The sequence below is a fragment of the Streptomyces sp. NPDC048650 genome (assembly GCF_043199095.1).
Taxonomy (GTDB): domain Bacteria; phylum Actinomycetota; class Actinomycetes; order Streptomycetales; family Streptomycetaceae; genus Streptomyces.
In genome coordinates this window covers 29349-41818 of record NZ_JBICVM010000027.1, presented here as the reverse complement: position 1 = coordinate 41818, position 12470 = coordinate 29349, and the positions used below count along the sequence as shown (strand labels likewise).

Genomic DNA, 12470 nt, shown 5'->3' with positions numbered 1-12470 from the left:
TTCGCGTTTCCAACCTTACCAGATCCGTTTCCGTCTCCGGCCCCCCGTTGGAGCGGGGTCGACCTTCCGGCTTTCGCTTTCCGGCCTTTCCGACTTTACCAGATCCGAGCCTCGCCGTTTCCGGTCGAATTTCGGTTCCGAATTCCCGTCGGAGGGGTTTGCCTTTCGGCTGATCCGACCTTAACAGATTGCTTTGGGTCGGAATTCCGCTACTTCTGAGGGAGGGCTCCGTACACGCAAGTGCGCGGTGCTTCCCGTTCAGGCGGAGCCGTAAACCTACTGGAGCGGGGCGCCCGGATGCAAATCCGGGCGCCCCGCTCCGACTTGAGGACCTTCGTACCGCTGTGGGCCTCAGACCTCGACGACCACGGGGAGGATCATCGGGCGGCGCCGGTAGTTGTCCGACACCCACTTACCGACCGAGCGGCGGATCAGCTGCTGGAGCTGGTGGGGCTCGGTGATGCCGTCCTGGGCCGACTTGTTCAGGGCCTCGTCGATCTTGGGGGCAACCCCCGAGAAGGCCGAGTCGTCGATGCCGGAACCACGGGCGTGGAAGTTGGGGCCTCCGACGATCTTGCCGGTGCTGCTGTCCACGACCACGAAGACCGAGATGATGCCTTCGTCGCCGAGGATGCGGCGGTCCTTGAGGTGGGTCTCGGTGACGTCGCCGACCGAGAGGCCGTCGACGTAGACATAGCCCGCCTGGACCTTGCCGACGATCCTTGCGACGCCCTTGACGAGGTCGACGGCCACGCCGTCCTCGGCGATGACGATGCGGTCCTTCGGGACGCCGGTCAGGGCGCCCAGTTCGGCGTTGGCCCGCAGATGGCGCCACTCGCCGTGCACCGGCATCAGGTTCTTCGGCTTGCAGATGTTGTAGAAGTACAGCAGCTCGCCGGCCGAGGCGTGGCCCGAGACATGGACCTTGGCGTTGCCCTTGTGGACGACGTGCGCGCCCCATCGGGTCAGGCCGTTGATCACGCGGTAGACCGCGTTCTCGTTGCCCGGGATGAGGGACGAGGCCAGGATCACGGTGTCGCCGGGGACGATCCGGATCTGATGGTCGCGGTTGGCCATACGGGAGAGCGCCGCCATGGGCTCGCCCTGGGAGCCGGTGCAGACCAGCACGACCTCGTCGTCGGGAAGGTCGTCGAGCGTCTTGACGTCGACGACCAGACCCGCCGGGACCCTGAGATATCCCAGGTCACGGGCGATCCCCATGTTGCGCACCATCGAGCGGCCGACGAAGGCGACCCTGCGGCCGTATTCGTGGGCGGCGTCGAGGATCTGCTGGATGCGGTGCACATGGCTGGCGAAGCTGGCGACGATGATGCGCTTCTGGGCGTTGGCGAACACCTGGCGCAGCACGTTGGAGATGTCGCGCTCGGGCGGGACGAAGCCCGGGACCTCGGCGTTCGTGGAGTCGGAGAGAAGAAGGTCGATGCCTTCCTCGCCGAGCTTGGCGAAGGCCGGGAGGTCCGTGAGGCGGCGGTCCAGCGGGAGCTGGTCCATCTTGAAGTCGCCGGTGTGGACGACCATGCCCGCGGGAGTGCGGATGGCGACTGCCAGGGCATCGGGGATGGAGTGGTTGACGGCCACGAACTGGCAGTCGAAGGGCCCCAGGCGCTCGCGGTCGCCCTCGGAGACCTCCAGCGTGTAGGGACGGATGCGGTGCTCCTGGAGCTTGGCCTCGATCAGGGCGAGGGTCAGCTTGGAGCCGATGAGGGGGATGTCCGGCTTCTCGCGCAGGAGATAGGGGACACCGCCGATGTGGTCTTCGTGGCCGTGCGTGAGCACGATGCCGTCGATGTCGTCGAGGCGGTCCCTGATGGACGAGAAGTCCGGCAGGATCAAGTCGATTCCGGGCTGCTCCTCCTCAGGGAAGAGCACTCCGCAGTCGACGATCAGCAGCCGGCCGCCGTACTCGAAGACGGTCATGTTGCGGCCGATTTCACCCAGGCCACCGAGGGGGGTGACCCGCAGGCCGCCCTTGGGAAGCTTCGGCGGGGCGCCGAGCTCGGGATGCGGATGACTCAAAAGACTCTCCTCACCACACGCGCCACGCTGCCCTCGAGGCACGTGGCGCGCATGACATTCGTGCACTTGCTATGTGGCGGTCGTTGGTCCGTGTTCAGTTGTGAAGTCTGTGTTCAGAGCTGTACCCCGCCGGCGGCAAGATCGCGCGTGAGCTGTTCGGTCTCCTCCGAGGAGAGCTCGACCAGGGGCAGACGCAGCGGGCCGGCGGGGAGGCCCTGGAGACCGAGGGCGGCCTTGGTCGTGATGACGCCCTGGGTGCGGAACATGCCGGTGAAGACGGGCAGCAGCTTCTGGTGGATCTCGGTGGCCTTGGTGACGTCGCCGTTGAGGTGAGCGTCCAGCAGGGCGCGCAGCTCGGGGGTGACGACGTGGCCGACCACGGACACGAAGCCGATGGCGCCGACCGAGAGCAGCGGGAGGTTGAGCATGTCGTCGCCGCTGTACCACGCGAGGTCCGAGCGGGCGATGGCCCAGCTGGCGCGGCCGAGGTCGCCCTTGGCGTCCTTGTTGGCCACGATCCGCGGGTGCTCGGCGAGCCGGACCAGCGTCTCGGTGTTGATCGGGACACCGCTGCGGCCGGGGATGTCGTACAGCATGACGGGGAGCTCGGTGGCGTCCGCGATGGCCGTGAAGTGCCGCAGCAGACCCTCCTGCGGCGGCTTGCTGTAGTACGGCGTCACGGCGAGCAGGCCGTGTGCGCCGGCGTCCTGCGCGGCGCGGGCGAGCTCCAGGCTGTGACGGGTGTCGTTCGTGCCGGCTCCGGCGACGACGAAGGCGCGGTCACCCACCGCATCGACCACGGCGCGTACGAGCTGGGCTTTCTCCGCGTCGCTGGTGGTCGGGGACTCTCCGGTGGTGCCGTTGACGACGAGGCCGTCGTTGCCGGCGTCCACCAGATGGGCGGCGAGCCGCTGCGCGCCATCGAGGTCGAGTGCGCCATCCGTCGTGAATGGCGTGACCATGGCGGTCAGCACCCGCCCGAAGGGGGTCTGCGGTGTGGAAGTCGGAGCCATGGGTCCCACGCTACTCGTAGCGCACCTCGGGATGTGCGTCTGGGGAGCAGGGATGTGGACTCCGGCACTGCCTGCTCGGGGGTTCAAGCAGTGCCGGGTCCGTTTGTTCAGAGTAGATGAACTTCTCAAACCGCCGCAATCCGGACACCTCGCACGTCAGTGCTGCGCGGTGCGGCGCGCGGCCCGTCGCCTGGTGCTTTACGGCGCGATGCGGCCGTTCGCATTGAATGCGCCGTACGTGAGCGGCATGAGCTCGGCCCACCGGGCCTCCATCTGCTCGCCGACCATCTCGATCTCGCGCTGCGGGAAGGAGGGAACCTTCGCCAGCTCGTGCTGGGTCCGCAGGCCGAGGAAGTGCATCAGCGAGCGGGCGTTGCAGGTGGCGTACATCGAGGAGAACAGGCCGACGGGGAGGACGGCGCGGGCCACCTCGCGGGCGACGCCCGCGGCGAGCATCTCCTGATAGGCGCCGTACGCCTGGCGGTAGGTGTCCTCCATGACGCGGGTGGTCACCTCGTGCTGCGCGGGGGTGCCCTCGACGAATTCGTACTTGCCGGGGCGGCCCTGCTGGACCAGCTTGCGGGACTGACCGGGGACGTAGAAGACCGGCTCCAGCTGGCGGTAGCGGCCGGACTCCTCGTTGTACGACCAGCCGACGCGGTGCCGCATGAACTCGCGGAAGACGAAGATCGGCGCACTGATGAAGAAGGTCATCGAGTTGTGCTCGAAGGGGCTGCCGTGCCGGTCCCGCATGAGGTAGTTGATCAGGCCCTTGGAGCGCTCGGGGTCCTTCTGGAGCTCCTCCAGGGACTGCTCACCGGCCGTGGAGACACGGGCGGCCCACAGCACGTCGCTGTCGGACGCGCTGTGCTTGACCAGCTCGACCGTCACCTCGCTCCGGAAGCTGGCGGCTGCACTGTCGGGGCTCTCAGTGCTCTCGGCGGGGGTGTGGGACACCGGCGGTTCCTTCCGTTCGATCCTCGTGCGGCGCCCAGCCTACGGCCCACCACCGACAGCCGAGGAAAGAGGGATGAACCTGACGAAAACTCAAAAAACGCACTCCGATGGGATGCGAGATGTGCAAAACGGGCCCCCGCTGACAAGGAACGCGTCGGCGCTTGATATTTTTCACAGAAGTCACTGAAAACGGGCACCAATCGGACGACAGAGACGTCTAACCCTGTGACAGTGCCCACTTCGAGGTTCCTAGGAGAGCCCGCTCATGTTCCGCCGGCGAGAGCCCGTCCCGTTCGCCTTCGTTGCCGAGGCAGACCGGTTCCGCAGCAATGTCACTCCCCCGCCCCGCCAGCGCGCGTCCCGTACGCAGCTTCTCGGCCAGTCCCTGATCACACTCACCGTCGTGGGCGGCCTGGCCGGCGCCCTGCTGTTCGGCATTCCGTCGCTGCAGCAGGACAGCTCCGGCCCGAGCCGGGTGCACCACTCCGAGGCCGCGCACCGCTGAGCGGACCGGACGGAGTGCGCCACCGAGTGGTTCCGCTCCGCCGGGCCCGATAGCCTCACCGGTCACAGTCTCCGAGTGTGACCATGAGTGAGGTTCAGCCGTGCCCCTGCCCTTCCTGACGGCCGACCGCGATCTCGACGGACCCGGCCGTGCGGCGGATGTGGCCGCACACCCGCACGACGACCCCGAACACTGGCGCCGTCCCTACCGCCCCGGACCGTGGCGAGTGGGGACGGCGGCAGTGTTTTTGCTGCTCGCCTCGTTCGTCCTGCTGTCCGCCATGATCATCGGGCTGGCCGGTTCGCTCGTCGGCGCCGCGGTCTGCGCGGTCGTGGCGGTACTGGTGATCGCCCTGTCCCTGCGCCTGGTGCGGATGGGCGTGTGGGTCAGTTCGAGCGGCCTGCGGCAGGTGGCCCTGCTGCGGACGACGACGGATCCGTGGAGCGGCGTCGGCTCGGTGCGCACGGTGCAGCAGCCGGTGCGCTGGCTGGGCATGCCACGGACGGTGCAGGGCCAGGCCCTGATCGTCCATCCCGTACGGACCGGGCAGCCGCGGATACTGCTGACCGACCGCAACGGCGACTTCCAGTCCCGTCCCGAAGCCTTCGAACGGGCGGCGGACGTGGTGGAGGCGTGGGCGTCGCAGTACCGCCGTTGACCACCGGCCTCAGGGGCACCCGACGGCGCCCCTGAGCCCCCGGGCCCGTGCGGATTCAGATCCGTACGGGCCCGCTGTCGTGGAGGGCGATCGCACGCTGCATGGCCTTGCGGGCGCGCGGGGTGTCCCGGGCGTCGTGATAGGCGACCGCGAGCCGGAACCAGGCACGCCAGTCGCCGGGCGCGTCCTCCGTCTCGGCCTGCCGCCTGGCGAAGACCTCGTCGGCCGAGTCACGGTCGATCCGGCCTCCGGGCGTGCGCCGCAGCTCGTCGACCGGCAGCCCGCCCTCGGCCTCCAGCTCGCGCGCGAGGATCCCGGCCCGGTGGGCGAACCGCGTGGTGTGCCAGAGGAACCAGAGACCGATGAACGGCAGGACCAGGACCGCGACCCCGAAGGCGACGGTGAGCAGGGTGCCCTGCTCGATGAGCAGCACCCCGCGGCTGCCGACCAGCACGAAGTAGACGACGAGGACGGCTGCGAGGACGAAATAGGTGATCTTTGCGCGCATCGGTGGGATCGCCCGTCAGCCCAGGTCGAGGAAGTGTTCCAGGCCCACGGTCAGGCCCGGGGTGGTCACCACCCGGCGCACACCGAGCAGGATGCCCGGCATGAAGCTGGAGTGGTGGAGGGAGTCGTGGCGGATGGTGAGCGTCTCGCCCTCACCGCCGAGCAGCACCTCCTGGTGCGCGAGCAGCCCGCGCAGCCGTACGGAGTGGACGGGGATGCCGTCGACGTCCGCGCCACGGGCGCCGTCCAGGGCCGTGGTCGTGGCGTCCGGCTGGTCGCCGCTGCCCGCCTTCCGGCGGGCGGCGGCGATCAGCTGGGCCGTTCGGGCCGCCGTACCGGACGGGGCGTCCGCCTTGTTCGGATGGTGCAGCTCGATGACCTCGACGGACTCGAAGAAGCGGGCCGCCTGCTGGGCGAACTGCATGGTGAGCACCGCGCCGATCGAGAAGTTCGGCGCGATGAGCACGCCCGCCTCCGGGGCGGCGGCGAGCGAGGTACGCAGCTGCGCGAGGCGCTCGTCGGTCCAGCCGGTCGTGCCGACCACGGCGTGGATGCCGTGGCGCACACAGAAGTCGAGGTTGCCCATCACGGCGCCCGGGTTGGTCAGCTCGACCACCACCTGGGCGCCGGCATCGACCAGCGTCTCCAGCTTGTCGCCCCGGCCGAGGGCCGCGACCAGCTCCATGTCCTCGGCGGCCTCGACGGCCCGTACGGCCTCGGAGCCGATGCGCCCCTTGGCGCCGAGTACGGCCACGCGCAGCTTGCTCATCGTTTCCCGCTCTCTCTAGGTGGTACTGCGGCTAGGCGACGGCGTCGTCCAGGCGGGCCGCCTGCCGGTCGGTCAGCGGGCCTATGACGGACAGCGAGGGCCGGGCGCCCAGGACGTCGTGGGCCACCTCGCGGACCTCGTCGGGGGTGACGGCCGCTATCCGGGCGAGCATCTCGTCGACCGACATCTGGTCTCCCCAGCACAGCTCACTCTTGCCGATGCGGTGCATCAGCGCGCCGGTGTCCTCCAGGCCCAGGACCGTGGAGCCGCGGAGCTGGCCGATCGCGCGGCGGACCTCGTCGTCGGTGAGGCCGTCGGCCGCCACCTGGCCGAGCTGGTCGCGGCAGATCTTGAGCACGTCGGGCACCTGGTTGGGGCGGCAGCCCGCGTAGACGCCGAACAGTCCGCAATCGGCGAAGCCCGAGGTGTAGGAGTACACGCTGTAGGCCAGACCGCGCTTCTCCCGCACCTCCTGGAAGAGGCGGGAGGACATGCCGCCGCCGAGAGCCGTGTTCAGCACGCCCATGGCCCAGCGCCGGTCATCGGTGCGGGCCATGCCGGGCACGCCGAGGATGACGTGTGCCTGCTCGGTCTTGCGGTTGAGGTGCTCGATACGACCGGTCGTGCGGATGGCGCGGGAGCCGTCGCGCGGGGCGACCGGCGTGGCGTCCGTCCGCCCGAGGGCGCCGGCCCGCTCGAAGGCACGGCGCACGAGGCGGACGACCTTGGCGTGGTCGACGTTGCCCGCGGCGGTGACGACGAGGTGCGTGGGGTCGTAGTGCTTCTTGTAGAAGCGGCGGATGCGCTCGGGGGTGAGGGCGTTGACGGTGTCGACGGTGCCCAGGACCGGGCGGCCGAGGGGGGTGTCGCCGAGCATGGTGTGCGCGAACAGGTCGTGCACACAGTCGCCCGGGTCGTCCTCGGTCATCGCGATCTCCTCGAGGATGACGCCGCGCTCGGCGTCCACGTCCTCGGGCTCGATCAGCGATCCGGTGAGCATGTCGCACACCACGTCGATGGCGAGCGGCAGATCGGCGTCCAGCACCCGCGCGTAGTAGCAGGTGTACTCCTTCGCGGTGAAGGCGTTCATCTCGCCGCCGACCGCGTCGATGGCCGACGAGATGTCCAGGGCGCTGCGCCGCTCGGTGCCCTTGAAGAGCAGGTGCTCCAGGTAGTGCGTGGCGCCGTTGAGGGACGGGGTCTCGTCGCGGGAGCCGACGTGTGCCCAGATGCCGAAGGTGACGGAGCGGACCGACGGGAGGGTCTCGGTGACGATGCGCAGGCCGCCCGGGAGGGTGGTCCGGCGGACCGTGCCGGCACCCGCGGTGCCCTTGAGAAGCGTTTGGGTACGGGCGACGGCCCGCCCCTCCGAAGAGGTGCGGGCCGTCGTCGCGTGCGTACGGGACGTCACTTGTCGGCGTCGTCCTTCTTGTCGTCGCCGTCCTCGCCCTCGATCACGGGGATCAGGGAGAGCTTGCCGCGCTGGTCGATCTCGGCGATCTCGACCTGGACCTTGGCGCCCACCGCGACCACGTCTTCGACGTTCTCCACGCGCTTGCCACCGGCGAGCTTGCGGATCTGCGAGATGTGCAGCAGGCCGTCCTTGCCCGGGAGCAGGGAGACGAACGCACCGAAGGTGGTGGTCTTGACGACCGTGCCCAGGTAGCGCTCGCCGACCTCCGGCATGGTCGGGTTGGCGATGCCGTTGATCGTGGCGCGGGCGGCCTCGGCGGCCGGGCCGTCGGCGGCACCGATGTAGATGGTGCCGTCGTCCTCGATCGTGATGTCGGCGCCGGTGTCCTCCTGGATCTGGTTGATCATCTTGCCCTTGGGGCCGATGACCTCACCGATCTTGTCCACCGGGATCTTGACGGTGATGATCCGCGGGGCGTTCGGGGACATCTCGTCCGGGACGTCGATGGCCTCGTTCATCACATCGAGGATGTGGAGGCGGGCGTCGCGGGCCTGCTTCAGCGCGGCGGCCAGGACCGAGGCGGGGATGCCGTCGAGCTTGGTGTCGAGCTGCAGCGCGGTGACGAACTGCTTGGTGCCGGCGACCTTGAAGTCCATGTCGCCGAAGGCGTCCTCCGCACCGAGGATGTCGGTGAGGGCGACGTAGTGCGTCTGACCGTCGATCTCCTGGGAGATCAGGCCCATGGCGATACCGGCGACGGGGGCCTTGAGGGGCACACCGGCGTTCAGCAGCGACATGGTGGAGGCGCAGACCGAGCCCATGGACGTCGAGCCGTTGGAGCCCAGCGCCTCGGAGACCTGGCGGATCGCGTAGGGGAACTCCTCGCGGGTCGGCAGCACCGGCACGATGGCGCGCTCGGCGAGCGCGCCGTGGCCGATCTCGCGGCGCTTGGGCGAGCCCACGCGGCCGGTCTCACCGACGGAGTACGGCGGGAAGTTGTAGTTGTGCATGTAGCGCTTGCGGGTCACCGGGGAGAGGGTGTCCAGCTGCTGCTCCATGCGGAGCATGTTGAGGGTGGTGACGCCCAGGATCTGGGTCTCGCCACGCTCGAACAGGGCGGAGCCGTGCACCCGCGGGATCGCCTCGACCTCGGCGGCGAGCGTACGGATGTCCGTGATGCCGCGGCCGTCGATGCGGACCTTGTCCTTGATGACGCGCTCGCGGACCAGCTTCTTGGTCAGCGCGCGGTAGGCACCGGAGATCTCCTTCTCGCGGCCCTCGAACTGCGGGAGCAGCTTCTCGGCGGCGATCTCCTTGATGCGGTCCAGCTCGGTCTCGCGGTCCTGCTTGCCGGCGATGGTCAGCGCCTGGGACAGCTCGTCCTTGACTGCGGCGGTCAGCGCCTCCAGGACGTCGTCCTGGTAGTCGAGGAAGACCGGGAAGTCGCCGGTCGGCTTCGCGGCCTTGGCGGCGAGGTCCGACTGGGCCTTGCACAGGGCCTTGATGAAGGGCTTGGCGGCCTCCAGGCCGGCGGCGACGACCTCCTCGGTGGGGGCCTCGGCGCCGTCCTTGACCAGCTGGACGGTCTTCTCGGTGGCCTCGGCCTCGACCATCATGATCGCGACGTCGCCGTCCGGGAGGACGCGGCCGGCGACCACCATGTCGAAGACGGCGTCCTCGAGCTCGGTGTGGGTCGGGAACGCCACCCACTGGCCGTTGATCAGTGCGACACGGGTGCCGCCGATCGGGCCGGAGAAGGGCAGGCCGGCCAGCTGCGTGGAGCAGGAGGCGGCGTTGATGGCGACCACGTCGTAGAGGTGGTCGGGGTTGAGCGCCATGATCGTCTCGACGATCTGGATCTCGTTGCGCAGGCCCTTCTTGAAGGAGGGGCGCAGCGGCCGGTCGATCAGGCGGCAGGTGAGGATCGCGTCCTCGGAGGGCCGGCCCTCACGACGGAAGAAGGAGCCGGGGATCTTTCCGGCTGCGTACATCCGCTCCTCGACGTCCACCGTCAGGGGGAAGAAGTCGAGCTGGTCCTTGGGCTTCTTCGAAGCGGTGGTGGCCGACAGCACCATGGTGTCGTCGTCCAGGTACGCCACGGCGGAGCCGGCGGCCTGCTTGGCCAGGCGGCCCGTCTCGAAGCGGATGGTGCGGGTGCCGAAGGAACCGTTGTCGATAACGGCCTCGGCGTAGTGGGTCTCGTTCTCCACCAGGGATATCTCCTCGTCTGCGTCCGCTGCCCGTGTGGCAGCGGACCTTCTGCGGCGGAGCGCCGTACGGGCCGGTCTTCGATCGAAGCTCCCGGAAGTCTCCGGGGGCCACTACCGAGGACCGGCGGCCAGGAGGCGCTCCCCTGCGTTCGCTATTGCGATATGCCACCAGACTACAAACCTTCCGTCCACCGCGGGGTGGCGAAGGCGTCCGGCGCGTACGGCAAAGGGAGCGGCCCCCGGTGGGAACCGCTCCCTCAACACCGACTTACTTGGCGCCCGCCGCGCCACGGCGGATGCCGAGGCGCTCGACCAGCGCGCGGAAGCGCGTGATGTCCTTCTTGGCCAGGTACTGCAGCAGGCGGCGACGCTGGCCGACCAGCAGCAGCAGACCACGGCGGGAGTGGTGGTCGTGCTTGTGGGTCTTGAGGTGCTCGGTCAGGTCCGAGATGCGGCGGGAAAGCATCGCGACCTGGACCTCGGGGGAACCGGTGTCACCTTCCTTGGTGGCGAACTCGGTCATGATCTGCTTCTTCGTTGCGGCGTCGAGCGACACGCGGACTCCTTTTGGGTCTGGCCCTCGAGCGCCCCTGGTTTACGTCACAGGGAATCTTGGATGACTCGATCGGACCGTCACTCAGGGTACCAGCAACGGAACGACCCCCCGACCGGGTGGTCGGGGGGCCGCCGTGAGCCGGTGCAGCGTCGCTAATTCGAGGTGAGGCTGCGTACGGTGGTGTACACGTCCAGGACCGCGAGGCACAGCGGGACCAGGGACAGCAGGACCAGGCCGTCGAAGATGTCGAAGAGCCGGCCCCAGAAGGGGGTGACGCCCTTGCGCGGGACGACCAGGCCGACGCCGACGAGGACGGCGGCGCCCGCCGCGATGCTGGTGGAGAACCAGACGGTACGGATGTTGAGCGGGCCCGAGTCGTTGAACCGCAGCAGGTCGGTGAACAGCTCCTGCGGCGGGTTCAGCGCGATGCCCAGGATGAGCAGGACGATCGTGAGGATGCCGGCGATGGTCAGGCAGGCGACCTGGGCGGTGTAGTCGAAGAGCCGGGCGCGGAGCATGATCGTGATGCCCGCGGCCAGGGCGAGCAGCTGGGCCCACATGTTGTCGGAGAAGCCCAGGACCACACCGGCGGAGCCGACGACGAGGGCGGCGCAGCCGGCGACGAGGCCGAGGAGCAGCTCGTGGCCGCGCTTGGCCTGGTTGCCGATCTTGACGAAGTCGACCGACTCGGTCTCGCCGCGCTCGCCGTCGTAGCCCTTGGCGATCTGGTCGGGCGACTTGTAGCCGATGGGCAGTCGCGCGAAGCGGGCGGACAGGCCCGGGAGCCAGGCGACCATGGCGATCGAGACGACGGCGGTGACGGCGGCTACCTCGCTCGGCCGGGCGTCCGTGAGGATCGCCGCGAAGACGGCCAGGGTGCCGATGGCGGACAGGAACGCGGCGGCCACGAAGGGGGCGTCACCGCGCGGCAGCAGGACCACCAGCAGTACGGAGGCGATCAGTACCGTCACACAGCCGACGAGCATCTGCAGGCGTCCGGGGCCGTCGCCGGCCTGTGGCGGGAAGATGCCGGAGCCGGCGATCAACAGGTGCGGCAGGGCGGAGAGGCCGAGGGCGATGGACGAGCCGTGGTCGTCGTAGACCCGGGCGCGGACGCCGGCCAGGGCGACCAGGACGATGCCGGTGACGCCGGCGATGATGCCGGGCAGCCGGTGCATGTCGCGGTCGAGGGGGTTCGAGAACCAGAGCGCGAACGCCATCATGACGAGCAGCAGGACGCCGGCGGTGAGGCCGACGAAGTTCATGAGGTCGTCGCTCCACCGGCTGCGGTTCTGCTTGACCGCCGAGGCGACCGCGTCGGAGACGTCGTCGAAGACCGGGAGCGGCAGGGACTCGGCGAACGGCTTCAGCAGAAGGAGGTCGCCGTCGAGGATCTGCTGCTGCGCGAGGGACTGCCCGGCGTCGAGCACCGTGCCGTCGCGGCGTACGAGGTGGTAGCCGGTCGGAGCGCCCTCGGCCTGGGACTGCCCGGAGAGCCGCAGGATCTCCGGATAAATGTCGACGAGTGCGACGTCCTCCGGCAGAGCCACGTCGATCCGTGCATCCGGCGCGGCGACTGTGACCCGGCAGAAGCCGGTGCCAGTGCTCGTGCTCACCTGGCGGTTCCCCCTATCCGTTGGGCGTTTTGTCGCGTCACGCGCCCTATATATAAAGCCGTCTTCACGGGGCTGTGGCACGCTCGCGGTGCGCCAGCGTACCGTCCGGTTCAGGCCCTGCCCCACCCGCCCCATGGCTTGATGCTTAACAGTAGGATCAACGCCTGCGTCGGGCCAAGGACTTGGCTCGGGGGACCGTCGAACCAACGGGGGCGGTCCGAGACTGCG

11 protein-coding genes are annotated in these 12470 nt (G+C 69.1%); 2 read left to right on the top strand and 9 right to left on the bottom strand.

What is annotated here, in order from left to right; genetic code table 11:
- Positions 1-351: 351 nt before the first annotated feature.
- The 3 genes from ACGFML_RS37755 to thyX all read right to left on the bottom strand — a co-directional run bounded on the left by ACGFML_RS37755 (position 352) and on the right by thyX (position 4007).
- A complete protein-coding gene (locus tag ACGFML_RS37755) occupies positions 352-2037 on the bottom strand; it encodes a ribonuclease J (protein ID WP_393550431.1) in 1686 nt (561 codons plus the stop codon).
- A gap of 113 nt (positions 2038-2150) precedes the next feature.
- Positions 2151-3050, bottom strand: coding sequence for a 4-hydroxy-tetrahydrodipicolinate synthase (gene dapA / locus ACGFML_RS37750; protein ID WP_393550429.1), 900 nt, complete (start codon positions 3048-3050; stop codon positions 2151-2153).
- Between the two features lie 198 nt (positions 3051-3248).
- Positions 3249-4007, bottom strand: a complete 759-nt coding sequence (gene thyX, locus ACGFML_RS37745; RefSeq protein ID WP_393550427.1) for an FAD-dependent thymidylate synthase — start codon at positions 4005-4007, stop codon at positions 3249-3251.
- A gap of 265 nt (positions 4008-4272) precedes the next feature.
- On the opposite strand from thyX, the gene ACGFML_RS37740 reads away from it, so the two are divergent.
- Both ACGFML_RS37740 and ACGFML_RS37735 read left to right on the top strand, forming a co-directional pair.
- A complete protein-coding gene (locus ACGFML_RS37740; protein ID WP_393550425.1) occupies positions 4273-4512 on the top strand; it encodes a hypothetical protein in 240 nt (79 codons plus the stop codon).
- Positions 4513-4612: 100 nt separating this feature from the next.
- On the top strand, positions 4613-5170 hold the full coding sequence (locus ACGFML_RS37735) for a hypothetical protein (RefSeq protein ID WP_393550423.1): 558 nt from the start codon (positions 4613-4615) through the stop codon (positions 5168-5170).
- Between the two features lie 55 nt (positions 5171-5225).
- On the opposite strand, the gene ACGFML_RS37730 is transcribed toward ACGFML_RS37735, so the two are convergent.
- The 6 genes from ACGFML_RS37730 to eccD all read right to left on the bottom strand — a co-directional run bounded on the left by ACGFML_RS37730 (position 5226) and on the right by eccD (position 12242).
- Entirely contained in the window at positions 5226-5678 is a 453-nt protein-coding gene (locus ACGFML_RS37730; RefSeq protein WP_393550421.1) for a hypothetical protein, read from the bottom strand.
- 15 nt (positions 5679-5693) lie between these two features.
- Positions 5694-6446, bottom strand: coding sequence for a 4-hydroxy-tetrahydrodipicolinate reductase (gene dapB / locus ACGFML_RS37725; protein ID WP_393550420.1), 753 nt, complete (start codon positions 6444-6446; stop codon positions 5694-5696).
- 31 nt (positions 6447-6477) lie between these two features.
- A complete protein-coding gene (locus ACGFML_RS37720; protein WP_393550418.1) occupies positions 6478-7857 on the bottom strand; it encodes a M16 family metallopeptidase in 1380 nt (459 codons plus the stop codon).
- Complete coding sequence (locus tag ACGFML_RS37715; RefSeq protein WP_393550416.1) at positions 7854-10070, bottom strand: polyribonucleotide nucleotidyltransferase; 2217 nt, start codon at positions 10068-10070, stop codon at positions 7854-7856. The genes ACGFML_RS37720 and ACGFML_RS37715 overlap by 4 nt, the downstream gene beginning before the upstream one ends.
- A 268-nt stretch (positions 10071-10338) precedes the next feature.
- The gene (gene rpsO / locus ACGFML_RS37710; RefSeq protein ID WP_030991941.1) at positions 10339-10626 is read right to left on the bottom strand and encodes a 30S ribosomal protein S15; all 288 of its coding nucleotides are present in this window, start codon (positions 10624-10626) and stop codon (positions 10339-10341) included.
- 152 nt (positions 10627-10778) lie between these two features.
- Complete coding sequence (gene eccD, locus ACGFML_RS37705) at positions 10779-12242, bottom strand: type VII secretion integral membrane protein EccD (RefSeq protein WP_393550414.1); 1464 nt, start codon at positions 12240-12242, stop codon at positions 10779-10781.
- Between the last annotated feature and the right edge of the window lie 228 nt (positions 12243-12470).